The 13892-nt window shown below is 50.6% G+C and carries 18 protein-coding genes and 2 pseudogenes; 7 read left to right on the top strand and 13 right to left on the bottom strand.

All coding sequences use genetic code 11. From position 1 onward, the window contains the following. A pseudogene (locus FTE26_RS01625) lies at nt 1-231 on the top strand (IS200/IS605 family transposase); the annotation flags it as partial. On the opposite strand, the pseudogene FTE26_RS01620 reads toward FTE26_RS01625, so the two are convergent. Beyond that, nucleotides 133-351: pseudogene (locus tag FTE26_RS01620) on the bottom strand (TetR/AcrR family transcriptional regulator); the annotation flags it as partial. The pseudogenes FTE26_RS01625 and FTE26_RS01620 overlap by 99 nt on opposite strands. 319 nt (nt 352-670) lie before the next feature. Here FTE26_RS01620 and FTE26_RS01615 point away from each other — a divergent pair. Beyond that, nucleotides 671-1465 (top strand): DUF2686 family protein, encoded by a 795-nt coding sequence (locus FTE26_RS01615; protein ID WP_001350063.1) that lies wholly within the window; start codon nt 671-673, stop codon nt 1463-1465. Between the two features lie 70 nt (nt 1466-1535). Here the strand turns inward: FTE26_RS01615 and rplI are convergent, their stop codons facing one another. Genes rplI through rpsF form a run of 4 tightly spaced genes read right to left on the bottom strand, consistent with a single transcriptional unit; the run spans nt 1536 to nt 2975 of the window. Then, the gene (gene rplI / locus FTE26_RS01610) at nt 1536-1985 is read right to left on the bottom strand and encodes a 50S ribosomal protein L9 (RefSeq protein ID WP_001196062.1); all 450 of its coding nucleotides are present in this window, start codon (nt 1983-1985) and stop codon (nt 1536-1538) included. A 41-nt stretch (nt 1986-2026) separates the two neighbouring features. Then, nucleotides 2027-2254 (bottom strand): 30S ribosomal protein S18, encoded by a 228-nt coding sequence (gene rpsR, locus FTE26_RS01605; RefSeq protein WP_000135199.1) that lies wholly within the window; start codon nt 2252-2254, stop codon nt 2027-2029. Between the two features lie 4 nt (nt 2255-2258). Beyond that, the gene (gene priB, locus FTE26_RS01600) at nt 2259-2573 is read right to left on the bottom strand and encodes a primosomal replication protein N (RefSeq protein WP_001296681.1); all 315 of its coding nucleotides are present in this window, start codon (nt 2571-2573) and stop codon (nt 2259-2261) included. A 6-nt stretch (nt 2574-2579) separates the two neighbouring features. Continuing rightward, nucleotides 2580-2975: a 30S ribosomal protein S6 gene (gene rpsF / locus FTE26_RS01595; RefSeq protein ID WP_001216676.1), complete on the bottom strand. Its 396-nt coding sequence runs from the start codon at nt 2973-2975 to the stop codon at nt 2580-2582. A gap of 326 nt (nt 2976-3301) precedes the next feature. Here rpsF and yjfY point away from each other — a divergent pair, with 326 nt between their 5' ends. Beyond that, on the top strand, nt 3302-3577 hold the full coding sequence (yjfY, locus tag FTE26_RS01590) for a DUF1471 family protein YjfY (protein WP_000492914.1): 276 nt from the start codon (nt 3302-3304) through the stop codon (nt 3575-3577). A gap of 128 nt (nt 3578-3705) precedes the next feature. On the opposite strand, the gene ulaF is transcribed toward yjfY, so the two are convergent. From ulaF to ulaA, 6 genes are read right to left on the bottom strand one after another with little or no spacing between them, the layout of a single operon-like run. Beyond that, nucleotides 3706-4392 carry an L-ribulose-5-phosphate 4-epimerase UlaF gene (ulaF, locus tag FTE26_RS01585; protein WP_001170840.1) on the bottom strand — a complete coding sequence of 229 codons (687 nt, stop codon included), beginning with the start codon at nt 4390-4392 and terminating at the stop codon, nt 3706-3708. After that, nucleotides 4392-5246, bottom strand: a complete 855-nt coding sequence (ulaE, locus tag FTE26_RS01580; RefSeq protein ID WP_000949492.1) for an L-ribulose-5-phosphate 3-epimerase UlaE — start codon at nt 5244-5246, stop codon at nt 4392-4394. The genes ulaF and ulaE overlap by 1 nt, the downstream gene beginning before the upstream one ends. A gap of 9 nt (nt 5247-5255) precedes the next feature. Further along, nucleotides 5256-5906: a 3-keto-L-gulonate-6-phosphate decarboxylase UlaD gene (gene ulaD / locus FTE26_RS01575; RefSeq protein ID WP_000056760.1), complete on the bottom strand. Its 651-nt coding sequence runs from the start codon at nt 5904-5906 to the stop codon at nt 5256-5258. Between the two features lie 13 nt (nt 5907-5919). Next, nucleotides 5920-6384: a PTS ascorbate transporter subunit IIA gene (ulaC, locus tag FTE26_RS01570; protein WP_000776505.1), complete on the bottom strand. Its 465-nt coding sequence runs from the start codon at nt 6382-6384 to the stop codon at nt 5920-5922. A 9-nt stretch (nt 6385-6393) separates the two neighbouring features. After that, nucleotides 6394-6699, bottom strand: coding sequence for a PTS ascorbate transporter subunit IIB (ulaB, locus tag FTE26_RS01565; RefSeq protein WP_000218360.1), 306 nt, complete (start codon nt 6697-6699; stop codon nt 6394-6396). A 15-nt stretch (nt 6700-6714) separates the two neighbouring features. Next, on the bottom strand, nt 6715-8112 hold the full coding sequence (gene ulaA, locus FTE26_RS01560) for a PTS ascorbate transporter subunit IIC (RefSeq protein WP_001300695.1): 1398 nt from the start codon (nt 8110-8112) through the stop codon (nt 6715-6717). Nucleotides 8113-8466: 354 nt separating this feature from the next. On the opposite strand from ulaA, the gene ulaG reads away from it, so the two are divergent. Beyond that, the gene (ulaG, locus tag FTE26_RS01555; protein WP_001295191.1) at nt 8467-9531 is read left to right on the top strand and encodes an L-ascorbate 6-phosphate lactonase; all 1065 of its coding nucleotides are present in this window, start codon (nt 8467-8469) and stop codon (nt 9529-9531) included. Between the two features lie 107 nt (nt 9532-9638). Beyond that, entirely contained in the window at nt 9639-10394 is a 756-nt protein-coding gene (gene ulaR / locus FTE26_RS01550; RefSeq protein WP_000133631.1) for an HTH-type transcriptional regulator UlaR, read from the top strand. Here the strand turns inward: ulaR and yjfP are convergent. Next, nucleotides 10391-11140, bottom strand: a complete 750-nt coding sequence (gene yjfP, locus FTE26_RS01545) for an esterase (RefSeq protein WP_000569695.1) — start codon at nt 11138-11140, stop codon at nt 10391-10393. The two genes, ulaR and yjfP, sit on opposite strands and share 4 nt — an antisense overlap. 181 nt (nt 11141-11321) lie before the next feature. Between yjfP and bsmA the strand changes: the two genes are divergently transcribed. Both bsmA and yjfN read left to right on the top strand, forming a co-directional pair. Continuing rightward, nucleotides 11322-11651, top strand: a complete 330-nt coding sequence (gene bsmA, locus FTE26_RS01540; RefSeq protein ID WP_000254642.1) for a biofilm peroxide resistance protein BsmA — start codon at nt 11322-11324, stop codon at nt 11649-11651. A gap of 148 nt (nt 11652-11799) precedes the next feature. Beyond that, the gene (gene yjfN, locus FTE26_RS01535; RefSeq protein ID WP_000811566.1) at nt 11800-12075 is read left to right on the top strand and encodes a DUF1471 family protease activator YjfN; all 276 of its coding nucleotides are present in this window, start codon (nt 11800-11802) and stop codon (nt 12073-12075) included. Nucleotides 12076-12191: 116 nt separating this feature from the next. Here yjfN and FTE26_RS01530 read toward each other — a convergent pair whose 3' ends face one another. Further along, on the bottom strand, nt 12192-13817 hold the full coding sequence (locus FTE26_RS01530) for an isovaleryl-CoA dehydrogenase (protein ID WP_001299244.1): 1626 nt from the start codon (nt 13815-13817) through the stop codon (nt 12192-12194). Nucleotides 13818-13892: the final 75 nt, after the last annotated feature.

The following is a 13892-nucleotide window of genomic DNA, read 5'->3' as shown; positions in this document are numbered from 1 at the left end:
ATATCCGTCATCCGCCAATACATTGAACAACAGCAAACACCTGGTCAGGTGGAAAACCGCGCCTTATATCCCCGCCCTGAAGGACGGGGTTTTACGGCGCACCAGATAAACCAGGCCAAGCGTATGCTGGTTGATCAAATAATATCCCCCAAGCGCAGCAATATTAATATTCACCTGCAATGGGTCGATACCTGGCTTAAAAATATTGTATTTCTTCCCTTCATCCAATAAGGATTCCATTAACTGCAAGTGCGCATGGTTAATTTCTAAGAGACGCTGTGATTTTGCATAATGCACACCTTTACTTTGATTTTCACTATGCACAATTTTTAAAAACCAAGGGTTAGCAATATAATAATCCCATGTAAAATCAATAATTTTCTCAATGGCTTTTTGTGGCTGGTTAACCAGATGATTAACAAACGCACCGATACCAACAGCGTAGAATAATTACATACCGCACAACAAGAATGTATGGTGGAAGGCGTGGAAGTCATTTTCTCCCCGGGGGCATCGTTATATCCATAATGAGCGATTTTTGATATTAATATCTTTCACCATCCGCTATTTTCACTACTTCAGAAAACAAACTTATTTTTATTAATATCGATTCTTTTTCTGTGAACATCAGCTGCGATATTTATAAAAACATTAAACAGGTAACATTACAATGACATTACCAACGACTATTTATTCATTTCCTGCATATTCACCCCATTTTTCGTCCACCGACAAACCAGTAAAATTAAAATTTCATCAATATGCACGTGCTACATTACTGCCAAATCGTGGAAGAGATCATAATTGCGATGGCAGACGTACTGTTGAGATCCACAAACTAGATCTCTCTGACTGGCAAGCATTCAATAAGTTAGCAACGAAGTGTAATGCTTACGATGGAGTAACAATGAATGGTGATAATTCTTTTGGATGGAACCATGAAGCTACATTAGATAATATTCACGCCCAGAAATACAATAAAGCTCACGCGGGTGCGAGGTTAACCGCAGAACTGAAATATTTATTGCAAGATGTCGAATCCTTCGAACCCAACAGTAAATACACAATACACGAAGTGGTTTTGGGACCTGGTTATGGTACTCCAGACTATACCGGCCAAACGATAGGATACGTTGTAACCCTTCCTGCCCAAATGCCTAATTGCTGGTCATCTGAACTACCAACAATCGATCTTTATATCGACCAACTTCGCACTGTTACAGGCGTTTCTAATGCCCTCGGATTCATCATTGCTGCATTGCTAAACGCGTATTCTGATTTACCCCATGATTTGAAAATTGGTCTACGTTCCTTATCAAATTCAGCAGCAATCTACTCGGGTTTAGGTTTCGAGCGAGTGCCGCAGGACCGAGACATAAGGAGTGATCGTATGCATCTAACGCCAGCAAACCATCCTGACTTATGGACACAAGAGAATGGTGAATGGATCTACTTGCGAAACTAATACCTGACGAAAAATAGAAAGCAAAACGCCGACCAATGGTCGGCGTTTTTACGTCTCGTTGAATAACGAATTATTCAGCTACTACGTTTACGATCACTTTCGCGAATACTTCGCTGTGAACCTGGAAGCTCACTTCGTGTTCGCCAGTGGTACGCAGAACGCCGTTCGGCAGACGAACTTCGCTCTTAGCCACTTCAACGCCAGCTGCAGTTACAGCGTCAGCGATGTCGCGAGTACCGATGGAACCGAACAGTTTACCTTCGTCGCCAGCTTTAGACGCGATGGTAACAGTTTCCAGTGCATTGATTTTCTCAGCGCGAGCATTAGCAGCTGCCAGAACTTCAGCCAGTTTAGCTTCCAGTTCAGCGCGACGTGCTTCGAAGAATTCAATGTTTTTCTTGGTAGCTGGAACAGCTTTACCCTGCGGTACCAGGAAGTTACGAGCATAGCCCGCTTTAACGTTTACCTGATCACCCAGGCTACCCAGGTTTGCTACTTTATCAAGCAGAATAACTTGCATTACCTTATCCTCTCAAAGTCGTATTAATGGACCGTGACCGATTACTGATGGCGATCAGTGTACGGCAGCAGGGACAGGTAGCGAGCGCGTTTGATAGCGCGAGCCAGCTGACGCTGGTATTTTGCACGGGTACCGGTGATACGGCTTGGGACAATCTTACCGCTTTCGGTGATGTAGTTTTTCAGCGTAGCGATATCTTTATAGTCGATCTCTTGAACGCCTTCCGCGGTGAAACGGCAGAACTTGCGACGACGGAAATAACGTGCCATATGGCTAGTCTCCAGAATCTATCAATTCAATCTGCTCGGCATGCAAAACCATTTTGCTCAGTCCGTTCTTTGCCTTGTGGCATGAAATGAACCCCTGAACGGTTATGCGACTGCCGACCGTTATACTGTGAGTAATGGCCTGGTTTTCGTGTCCGCTAACAATAACGGGCATTTGGCACCACGCCTGCCGGTGAAAGCCGGCTTCCTCCTGCACAGAACGATGCTCAAGCACGAACTGGCAGTGAGGAATTCCTGATGGACTGACCTTTCGAAGGGGAGTCCTGCACACGGTGCCGGACAACACCAGACGGTTGGTCATCAGAAATTACTCTTCAGAATCCCCAGCTTCAGCATCATCAGCGGTTTCGTTTGCGAAATCATCGCGACGCTCACGGCGCTCGTCTTTCGCTTTAACCATCGGAGATGCTTCGGTAACAGCGTGCTTGGTACGCATAACCATGCTGCGGATAACGGCATCGTTGAAGCGGAAGGTAGTTTCCAGCTCATCGATCACTTCCTGCGGAGCTTCAACGTTCATCAGAACGTAGTGTGCTTTGTGCAGTTTGTTGATCGGGTAAGCCAGCTGACGGCGGCCCCAGTCTTCCAGACGGTGGATCTTGCCTTCTGCACCAGTGATGGCAGCAGTGTAGCGCTCGATCATGCCCGGAACCTGTTCGCTCTGGTCAGGATGGACCATAAAAACGATTTCGTAATGACGCATCGAATTGCTCCTTACGGATTATTCAGCCTCCTGTCTGGGTCAGCCGAATCCCGGGGAGGCAAGGAACGTGTTAAAGGTCGGCTGAAAAATGACGCGTTATAGTACTTGTATGCCCCGCTAAACTCAAGGGCGGAGCAGAAATAAATCTCCCCTTTCGCAAATAACCTCTAAACCGCTGATTTGAAGTTCATCACATTCCGTCACAGTGTTTTTTCGAACAACTGCATCAGAAATGGTCGCCATCAACTTCTTTATCATTGATTAAAATTAAATCAGAAGATCATCACAGAGGAGAGCACACGAAGACAGCCGTCGAGGAGGTATCTATGTTCAGTCGAGTTTTAGCCCTTCTGGCTGTGCTTTTGCTAAGTGCAAATACATGGGCAGCCATTGAAATTAATAACCACCAGGCCAGAAATATGGACGATGTGCAAAGCTTAGGCGTGATTTATATCAATCATAATTTCGCCACTGAAAGCGAAGCACGTCAGGCATTAAATGAAGAGACAGATGCGCAGGGCGCAACGTACTACCACGTAATTCTGATGCGGGAACCGGGGAGTAACGGCAATATGCACGCCAGCGCGGATATTTATCGCTAGCACCAGGTATAACCAACGAAACATTGCCATAGTTTGCTTTGCCCCCTTCGCAGGGGGCTTTTTTTGAAAAACGGCTGCGGAATTAGACCAGTTATCTCCCGAGGAAGGAAATTTCCGCAGCGCGTGTTTTACTTCTGCCCGTAATAAGCGTTGGGACCGTGCTTACGCATGAAGTGTTTATTCATCAGGAAGCTGTCGATGTGATTGAGTTGTGGATTAATACTGCGCGCAATCCACGCCATTTTCGCCACTTCTTCCATCACTACCGCGTTATGCACCGCGTCGTGGGCATCTTTCCCCCAGGCGAACGGTCCGTGCTGATACACCACAATTCCCGGCGTATGCAGCGGCTCGGCGTAGCCCAGCGTTTCGATAATCACTTTGCCAGTGTTCCGTTCATACTCACCCTGCACCTCTTCTTCGCTTAATCCGCGCGTGCACGGGATGTCGCCAAAGAAGTAGTCGGCATGCGTAGTGCCTAACGCCGGGATCGCCAGCCCCGCCTGCGCCCATGCGGTGGCATGAGTGGAGTGGGTATGGACAATGCCGCCAAGCGACGGGTAACGACGGTAGAGTTCGAGATGCGTCGCAGTGTCGGAAGATGGGCGATACTCCCCTTCCACCACCTTGCCGCTCATATCAACCACCACCATATCGTCCGCTTTCATGGTTTCGTAGGCAACGCCGCTGGGCTTGATCACCACCAGCTCGCGTTCGCGGTCGATAGCGCTGACGTTGCCCCAGGTAAAGGTCACCAGCCCGTAGCGCGGCAGCTCCATGTTGGCTTCAAATACCTGCTGTTTTAGCTTTTGCATTATGCCGCCTCCACCATGCCCGCTTTCGCCATGCGCGCTTTCACCCAATCACGCGCTTTCGCCACTTCTGCCGCCGGGTCTTCCGCCGTTTCGCTCCACATCTCAATCAGGTACGGCCCGCAATAGCCACTCTGTTTGAGCGTTTCGAAACAACGTTCGAAATCCACTACACCTTCGCCAAACGGCACGTTTTTGAAGACGCCAGGTTTGGTGTCTTTCACATGTACCGCGACGATATGCCCGATTCCGGCCTGCAACTCCATCTGCACATCGTTGTCCCACGCCGACAGGTTGCCGATATCCGGGTAGAGCTGGAACCACGGATTGTTGAGATAGTGCGCGTAGCCCAGCGCCTTGCTGATGGAGTTCATCAACGGATAATCCATGATCTCCATCGCCAGCGTCACCTGCGCACGGCTTGCCATCTCAACGCTCTCTTTCAGGCCGTCACGGAAACGACGACGCGTTTCGTTATTGGCTTCCTGATAATAAACGTCATAGCCCGCCAGCTGGATCACGCGAATACCAACGTCCTGGGCGAACTGGATAGCTTTACGCATAATCTCCAGCCCCTGCGCCCGCACCGCGTCATCTTCGCTACCCAGTGGGAAACGACGATGAGCAGAAAGGCACATGGACGGCACGCGTACGCCAGTTTCAACAATCGCGTTCACCAGCGCCAGACGCTGATCGCGGCTCCAGTCGAGGCGCGACAGGCGATCGTCCGTTTCATCTACCGACATCTCGACAAAATCGAAGCCCAGCGTTTTTGCCAGTTGCAGCCGTTCCAGCCAGCACTCCCCGGCGGGGAGCGCTTTTTCATAGATGCCAAGCGGGATTTGTTTGGACAACATATCCGCTCCTTAGCCCCACAGTTCGGCGATGGAACGTTTGAACTGACGTGCAGCTTCCACCGGAGAAGCGGCATCACGGATGCTGCGACCAGCGATAAACACATGAATCGGAATACCTTTGAACAGCGGCAGATCTTCCAGTGCCAGGCCACCGGTGACGGTGACTTTGAAGCCCATATCGGAAAGACGTTTGATCGCGGTAATGTCCGCTTCACCCCACGCCACGCCTGCGGCCTGTGCGTCACGGCTGCGGTGATAAACCACCTGCTGAATGCCTGCATCGCGCCACTGTTGCGCCTGTTCCCAGGTCCAGTAACCGGTCAGTTCGATCTGCACGTCGCCGTTAAACTCTTTTGCTACGTCCAGCGCACCTTTGGCGGTGTTGATATCCGCACAGCAAATCACGGTCACCCAGTCAGCGTTGGCTTCGAAGCACATACGCGAAAGGATTTTGCCTGCATCGGCAATTTTGGCGTCAGCCAGTACGATTTTGTGCGGGTAGAGCGCTTTCAGATCGCGAACCGCACGCACGCCTTCGCCCACGCACAGAATGGTACCCACTTCGATAATGTCGACTTCTTCGGCAATCAGGCGAGTGGTTTCGTAGGCGCTATCCATAGTCTGGTTGTCCAGCGCGACTTGCAACATTGGTAATGACATCTTCAATTCCTTCTTAAGCTGCCGCGTTGGTGCGGTCAATGAGATCCAGTACTTCCTGCTCGGTACGGCAGGCGCGTAAACGGTCGAAATTCTCTTCATCTTCAAACAGGTTGACGATCTGCATGATACCCACTTCCTGGTGAGTGTTGGCATCGACCGCCGCCATGGTGATGAGTATATCCACCGGATCATTATCTTCGTGGTTGAACTCCAGCGGCTTTTTCAGCGTCACCAGCGCAAAACCGGTTTTCTTAACACCCTCTTCCGGGCGACCGTGCGGCATTGCCAGGCCAGGTGCGAGCACAAAGTACGGACCGTGCTGTTCAACCGCATCCAGAATCGCCTGGTAGTAACGCGGCTCGACAACATCCGCCGCCACCAGCAGGTCAACGCCGATTTTTACTGCGTCCTGCCATGTCTCAGCTTCAGCCTGCAGGCGGATGGATTTATTTTCCGCCAGCGAATCACGTAATTTCATGGCGCGTCCTTACTTCACGTCCTGCGGGAAATGCGCTTTGATCACTTCCAGCAGTTTCGGGCCAAAGTCGGCAGGAGAGAGCATGTTGCGCACACCAACCACGTATTTGTTGCCGGTCACGGTGATTTCGCCCGCAATGTGCGTAGAAGCGATGATGATATCCGCGCCGCTCAACTCGCTTTTGTATTCGCCAACCGCGCAGCTATTTACCGTGTGGTCAATGTTTGATTGGGTTAAAAACTGGTCCACTTTCATCTTCATGATCATGGAACTGCCTTGTCCGTTGCCACACACAGCCAGAATACGTACGGTCATAATCAAAACTCCTTATTAAGCAGACTGTTCTGCCAGTTGTTTTTCTGCATCTTCTTCTGCGCGCAGTGCGCGGCCAGCGAAGAACATATAAGCCAGTGCAATTACAATGATGACGGCCATAAAGGCGATACCGATGGAGAAGAAGCCCTGCATCATCGGCGGTGCCAGAATCGACCAGTCCGCCATGCCCATCCAGGCGCTCATACCGGTGAGTTTCACCGCCCAGACGCAGCCAAAGATTTCAATCATCCCCATCACCAGACATATCTTCAGCGCCGCACGCCAGCCGCCGAAGTGGTTAGCGAACACGCCGATGGTGGCGTTGGAGAAGAACATCGGGATAAAGCCGGGAATAATCAGGATCGAGGAACCGCAGGCGACCAGGATGCCAACCGCAATCAGCTGACCGATGGTGCCCCACATAAAGCCCCAAACCACGGCGTTCGGCGCGAAGCTATAGATAGCCGCACAGTCAATCGCCAGAACCGCACCAGGGATCAGGCGCTGGGAGATACCGTTAAATGCTTCAGAGAGTTCCGCCACAAACATGCGCACGCCCTGAGTGATGATGAAGATCGCCACCGCGAAGGAGAAACCAGTTTGCAGGATGTACACCGTCCAGTTCACTTTGCCTGCCATCGCCTGCACGGTGTCGATACCGAAGGAGAGCAGAATGGCACCAAAGAAGATGGTCATCACAATCGCCGTGGAGACGATGTTGTCGTGGAAAATATTCAGCCAGCCTGGCAGTTTGAGGTCTTCAACGCTTTCCTCTTTTTTGCCGAGGAACGGCGCAACTTTATAGGCAATCCATGATGCAAACTGTTGCTGGTGACCGATGGAGAAACCGCAGCCGTCCGTCACTTCCTGAGTCGGCTTGTACATCATGTTGGAGGTAATGCCCCAGTAGAGCGAAACCAGAATCGCCGTGCAGATAATGGTTGTCCACATGGAGTAGCCGAAAATAAACAACGTAACGGCAATCAGCCCCGCCTGCTGGAACATGATATGACCAGTCAGCATGATGGTACGAATACCGGTAATGCGACGCAGCAGCACGTAACAGATGTTCAGCGCCAGCGCTAACAACACCGCGTAACCTACCCAGCTATAGGCATCGCCCATGCGGTCGATGGTTGCCATCATCGACGCGTAAGTATCGGAAATTGCGCCGTTAATGCCGTAGACTTCGGACATTTTCGCCACCACCGGTTTGAAGGTGCTGGTGAGGATGCCGGACCCTGCCTGCAACAACATGAAACCAATTATGGTTTTAATCGTGCCTTTAATAATAACGCTGACACTTTTGCGCAGTAGGATGTAGCCCAGACAGGTCACAATACCCAGCAACAACGGGGCATTGGTCATGACCTGGTTAAAAAACACGGTAAAGATGTTGTAGAGGATCTCCATAACGATCTCCTGAAGAAGAGGTAACCGGGTATTCCGCACACCCGGAATGTTGTGCACTCACTCTAATTTTCAAAATTAATCACAACAAGATTATTTATGATTAAATGTGACGCGACCCGCAAATAATTCCACACGGATAGAGTGGGATTCACACAACGAAACAATTATTTATTTAAATTCATTTAGTTAATTTAACTACACATTCCATTAAATCTTTCCACACTCAAAATCAACAACAACTTCCCTGGCAAAAAGTCAAAAAATGGTCATTGCCTTCCTGAAAAAATAGTGTCAGGATTAATCAAAACCAATCATATATTGATTCGAATTGAACTATCATGAAGGTAAATGGCGATGAGTAAAGTGAAAAGTATCACCCGAGAATCCTGGATCCTGAGCACTTTCCCGGAGTGGGGTAGCTGGCTGAATGAAGAAATTGAACAAGAGCAGGTCGCCCCTGGCACATTTGCGATGTGGTGGCTAGGCTGCACCGGGATCTGGTTGAAATCAGAAGGTGGCACCAACGTTTGCGTTGATTTCTGGTGCGGCACTGGCAAACAAAGTCACGGTAACCCGTTAATGAAACAGGGTCACCAGATGCAGCGCATGGCTGGCGTGAAAAAACTGCAGCCAAACCTACGCACCACCCCGTTTGTTCTTGATCCGTTTGCGATTCGCCAGATCGACGCGGTACTGGCGACTCACGATCACAACGATCATATCGACGTTAACGTCGCTGCTGCCGTGATGCAGAACTGTGCTGATGACGTACCATTCATTGGACCGAAAACCTGCGTTGATTTGTGGATTGGCTGGGGCGTACCGAAAGAGCGTTGCATCGTGGTCAAACCGGGCGATGTTGTAAAAGTGAAAGACATTGAAATTCATGCGCTTGACGCTTTCGACCGTACTGCACTGATCACCCTGCCTGCCGATCAAAAAGCGGCTGGCGTACTGCCGGACGGCATGGACGATCGCGCGGTGAACTACCTGTTCAAAACGCCTGGCGGCTCCCTGTATCACAGCGGCGACTCCCACTACTCTAACTACTATGCAAAACATGGTAATGAGCATCAGATCGACGTGGCTTTAGGTTCATACGGCGAAAATCCGCGTGGTATCACCGACAAAATGACCAGCGCCGATATGCTGCGTATGGGTGAAGCGCTGAATGCGAAAGTAGTGATCCCGTTCCACCACGATATCTGGTCAAACTTCCAGGCCGATCCGCAAGAGATCCGCGTGCTGTGGGAGATGAAAAAAGATCGCCTGAAGTATGGCTTCAAGCCGTTTATCTGGCAGGTTGGCGGCAAATTTACCTGGCCGCTGGATAAAGACAACTTCGAGTACCACTATCCGCGTGGTTTCGATGATTGCTTCACTATTGAACCGGATCTGCCGTTCAAGTCATTCCTGTAATCTGTCGTTTATACCGGATAGCGTGGAGTAGTTCGCGCTATCCGGCGTAGTATTTCCTGGCTATTTCAAATATCATCTAAAAAAATCAAATTTTATCGGAATAGCTCATGACTGAAGCACAAAGACATCAAATCCTCCTGGAAATGCTCGCACAATTGGGCTTTGTGACCGTTGAGAAAGTCGTTGAGCGTCTGGGAATTTCGCCTGCCACTGCGCGACGCGATATCAATAAACTTGACGAAAGCGGCAAACTGAAAAAAGTGCGCAATGGCGCAGAAGCTATTACCCAACAGCGCCCGCGCTGGACGCCGATGAATCTGCATCAGGCGCAGAATCACGATGAAAAAGTACGTATCGCTAAAGCGGCCTCGCAGCTGGTTAATCCGGGCGAAAGCGTAGTCATCAACTGCGGCTCCACCGCGTTTCTGCTTGGGCGGGAAATGTGTGGCAAGCCAGTGCAAATCATCACTAATTATCTACCGCTGGCAAATTACCTGATCGATCAAGAACATGACAGCGTGATCATTATGGGCGGACAGTACAACAAAAGTCAGTCCATCACTTTAAGCCCGCAGGGCAGCGAAAACAGTCTCTATGCCGGGCACTGGATGTTTACCAGCGGCAAAGGACTGACAGCAGAAGGGTTGTATAAAACCGATATGCTGACGGCAATGGCAGAGCAGAAGATGCTGAGCGTGGTAGGGAAACTGGTGGTACTGGTTGATAGCAGTAAGATTGGCGAACGCGCGGGAATGCTTTTTAGCCGTGCCGATCAAATTGATATGCTGATCACCGGCAAAAATGCTAACCCGGAAATCCTGCAACAACTGGAAGCGCAAGGGGTCAGCATTCTGCGTGTTTAAAGATGCTGGCGGAAAAATGTCACTGCAGCATCTAACGCCTCAGGCGTAATGCGGTGACGCACGCCTGGCTGCCATGAACAGGTTAGCAGTTTATCCCGTCCCGTCTCGCTTAAGGCCTGCTGCAAACGTAGTGATTCGTCGGCAGGCACAACGTCATCGTCGAGGCCATGCCACAGCAGTAGAGGTCTGTCACTAAGTTGTTCCAGGTGGTTTGTCGCTTCCCACTCTGCCAGCGGCGCGACAATGTTATTGAATTCATTCTGCTGTGCTGTCGTTTCAGGTATCAGCGGTGGAAACAGTGAACGGGCGAGTGATGTAAAATAGCCCGATCCCATCATGCTGGCGGTACATCTCACCGTGGGGTGGCGAGCGGTAATCCCCAGTGCCGTCATCGCGCCCATCGACGCACCACCGACTGCCAGACGGTCATCAAGCAGCCACTTTTCTTCGGCTATTGCCGCACGTAAAGTAGTGAATTCCTGCATACTTTGTAGCAAGATTTGCCAGAATTGATTTAACCGCCGCGCTGCGTCACCACTAAAACGGCTACCGTGATCGGGCGCATCCGGCATGATCACCCGCAAACCAGCCTGCGCCAGCGCAACGGCAAAATAGCTATACACCAGACTGGATGAAGTAAAGCCGTGATAAAAAATTACGCACGGTAACGGGGTATCTTTTTGCCCGACAGGATAAGCATGAAGAACGGGAATATCTGCCAGCTCGCGTGATTCTATTTCAATCATCTGTCTCTCCTTTTTGTCTGGTATGACATGAAGAAATCCTTAGCACAAGTTTCTGCTGGCGGTATTAGTTCATAATGTTGAGATGTGGGTTACGCTTTCGTCACGTTTTCATTCGAAAATCGCGTACCAGGTAACAATTCGGGAACATTCCCCCAAAGTTAAATTAATAAGGCACTACACTATGGTTAGCAGGAAACGTAATAGCGTTATTTACCGGTTTGCCAGTTTATTATTGGTGTTGATGTTAAGTGCCTGTAGCGCACTGCAAGGTACGCCACAGCCAGCACCGCCAGTAACGAACCATCCGCAAGAGATTCGCCGCGACCAGACGCAAGGGTTACAGCGAATAGGTAGCGTAAGCACGATGGTTCGGGGTTCTCCGGATGACGCATTAGCAGAAATCAGAGCAAAAGCTGTCGCTGCAAAAGCTGATTATTACGTTGTCGTCATGGTGGACGAAACCATCGTGACAGGACAGTGGTATTCACAAGCCATTTTGTACCGTAAATAAATCAGACAACTTACATAGTCAGCTTTACATTGCTTTGCGTCCCTATGCGTTTACCTGTGCACAATAAATTACCGGCTGGAAGCCTGGGCGTTTATTACCGCGATGGAATGCCCTGCAACATGTGGGGAAACGAAAAATGGAGCTGACGATGAAACAATTACTTGCCTCACCCTCGCTGCAATTAGTGACTTATCCTGCGAGCGCCACGGCACAGTCTGCAGAATTCGCCAGTGCTGACTGCGTGACGGGCCTGAATGAAATAGGTCAGATCTCAGTTAGCAATATTTCAGGGGATCCGCAGGACGTGGAACGTATCGTGGCGTTAAAGGCCGATGAACAAGGTGCGTCATGGTACCGCATTATTACCATGTACGAAGACCAGCAGCCTGATAACTGGCGCGTACAGGCGATACTGTATGCATGAGTGTCATCTACAGCAAATGAACAATGCCGGATTCGGCGCGAGCGCCTTGTCCGGCCTACAATTTTCACATATTTCATTGAGTTAATCGAAACCAGCGTCGCATCAGTCGTATACGCTTACACACACACTCCCCCCGTCGCCCGCAGCAATAAATCATTCTGGATCTGCTCTGACAACCGTACGCCGCCGCGCGTATCTAACATCACCTGACACCACGCCTGCGCCATTGGCGGAGAGGCATATTTCAACATTTGCGCACCGCAGCCCAGCAGGAATAGCTGATGAGTAATCTCTCGCCCCAATTCTTCAGCTGGCTTGCGCAGCTGCTGCTGTAAACGACGAACCGCGCGATCAAAATAGCGATCCTGCCCTTTCACTTCCACAAACGCTTCCGACAATAAGTCGTATACGCCCGCTTGCTTATTGAGAACGCGCAGCACATCCAGACACATAATATTGCCGGAACCTTCCCAAATACTGTTTACCGGCATCTCCCGGTAAAGCCGCGGCAACTCGCTCTCCTCGCAATAACCAATGCCGCCCAGCACCTCCATCGCTTCGGCCACAAACGGCATACCTCTTTTGCAGATCACAAATTTTGCCGCAGGCGTAAATAAACGCGCCCACAGGGCTTCTTTGGCATCGGCACGCCGGTCCCACGCTCGCGCAAGACGAAACAGCAACGCCGTTTGCCCTTCAAGCTGAAGTGCCATGCGACTTAAGACATGACGCATAAGGGGCTGTTGGATCAATGGATTACCAAAAACATGGCGTTGATGTGCATGATAAATCGCCAGCGAAAATGCACGGCGCATCATGGCATGGCTACCCAGGGCGCAATCAAAACGCGTCATCCCACCCATTTTCAGGATCAGACGAATTCCTTCCCCTTCCTGCCCCAACAACCAGCCAATGGCATCCTGAAACTCCACTTCGCAGCTGGCGTTAGAGCGATTACCCAGCTTATCTTTCAGCCGCTCGAGGCGAATCGCGTTGCGTTGCCCGTCAGGCAAAAAGCGCGGCACAAAAAAGCAGGACAAACCGCCCGTAGTCTGCGCCAGCACCAGATGCGCATCGCTTTGCGGCACCGAGAAAAACCATTTATGCCCCACCAGCCGATAAGAGCCATCTTCCAGGCGCTCTGCGCGGGTGGTGTTGCTCATGACATCGGAACCGCCCTGCTTTTCCGTCATTCCCATGCCAATCAACAAACCGCGTTTTTGCCCACCTGGCAATAAGTGAGAATCGTAGCGATCGCTCAGCAGCGGCGTGGTCCAGTCCTGAAACGGCGCGGGTAACATCTGTAACAGCAATGGCGTGGCGGCAAAGGTCATGGTTATCGGACATAACGACCCTGCCTCAACCTGTGCGTGCAACATAAAACGCGCCGCGCGCGCCACAAATGCGCCGGAGCGAGCGTCTTCTTCCCAGGCAAGATTGTGCACCCGATTGGTACATAGCGCCTGCATCAGCAGGTGCCAGGCGGGGTGAAAACGCACATCGTCCAGACGGCGTCCTTGCGCATCGTAGCGCAATAATTCAGGCGGATTCACATTCGCCAGCCGCCCCAGTTCAAGGGATTCAGCCGTTCCTAACTGCTGACCAATACTGGCTAGAAAATCGCTATCCCAGCCAGCACCTTCACGCGTTACCGCTTCGCAGAGCGCGCCATCAGACAGGTATAAGTTGCTGTTATTTAATGGTATAGGTTGATTAAAAACGGTGTGAGTTTGCCAGTGCACTGTGTCTCCCTCCATCAATGGCAGTCACCATTAGTATGGTCACTGCCATGGATTCATGACAGAAAGAGATTGCTA

Origin of the sequence: Escherichia sp. S10b (assembly GCF_028421345.1) — a bacterium.
Classification (GTDB): domain Bacteria; phylum Pseudomonadota; class Gammaproteobacteria; order Enterobacterales; family Enterobacteriaceae; genus ECMA0423.
This window is presented reverse-complemented; position numbering and strand designations above follow the sequence as displayed.

Bases quoted from the DNA above. Each gene is read 5' to 3' on its own strand.
- FTE26_RS01615 (WP_001350063.1), top strand. From the start codon at position 671: ATGACATTACCAACGACTATTTATTCATTTCCTGCATATTCACCCCAT.
- rplI (WP_001196062.1), bottom strand. From the start codon at position 1,985: ATGCAAGTTATTCTGCTTGATAAAGTAGCAAACCTGGGTAGCCTGGGT.
- rpsR (WP_000135199.1), bottom strand. From the start codon at position 2,254: ATGGCACGTTATTTCCGTCGTCGCAAGTTCTGCCGTTTCACCGCGGAA.
- priB (WP_001296681.1), bottom strand. From the start codon at position 2,573: ATGACCAACCGTCTGGTGTTGTCCGGCACCGTGTGCAGGACTCCCCTT.
- rpsF (WP_001216676.1), bottom strand. From the start codon at position 2,975: ATGCGTCATTACGAAATCGTTTTTATGGTCCATCCTGACCAGAGCGAA.
- yjfY (WP_000492914.1), top strand. From the start codon at position 3,302: ATGTTCAGTCGAGTTTTAGCCCTTCTGGCTGTGCTTTTGCTAAGTGCA.
- ulaF (WP_001170840.1), bottom strand. From the start codon at position 4,392: ATGCAAAAGCTAAAACAGCAGGTATTTGAAGCCAACATGGAGCTGCCG.
- ulaE (WP_000949492.1), bottom strand. From the start codon at position 5,246: ATGTTGTCCAAACAAATCCCGCTTGGCATCTATGAAAAAGCGCTCCCC.
- ulaD (WP_000056760.1), bottom strand. From the start codon at position 5,906: ATGTCATTACCAATGTTGCAAGTCGCGCTGGACAACCAGACTATGGAT.
- ulaC (WP_000776505.1), bottom strand. From the start codon at position 6,384: ATGAAATTACGTGATTCGCTGGCGGAAAATAAATCCATCCGCCTGCAG.
- ulaB (WP_000218360.1), bottom strand. From the start codon at position 6,699: ATGACCGTACGTATTCTGGCTGTGTGTGGCAACGGACAAGGCAGTTCC.
- ulaA (WP_001300695.1), bottom strand. From the start codon at position 8,112: ATGGAGATCCTCTACAACATCTTTACCGTGTTTTTTAACCAGGTCATG.
- ulaG (WP_001295191.1), top strand. From the start codon at position 8,467: ATGAGTAAAGTGAAAAGTATCACCCGAGAATCCTGGATCCTGAGCACT.
- ulaR (WP_000133631.1), top strand. From the start codon at position 9,639: ATGACTGAAGCACAAAGACATCAAATCCTCCTGGAAATGCTCGCACAA.
- yjfP (WP_000569695.1), bottom strand. From the start codon at position 11,140: ATGATTGAAATAGAATCACGCGAGCTGGCAGATATTCCCGTTCTTCAT.
- bsmA (WP_000254642.1), top strand. From the start codon at position 11,322: ATGGTTAGCAGGAAACGTAATAGCGTTATTTACCGGTTTGCCAGTTTA.
- yjfN (WP_000811566.1), top strand. From the start codon at position 11,800: ATGAAACAATTACTTGCCTCACCCTCGCTGCAATTAGTGACTTATCCT.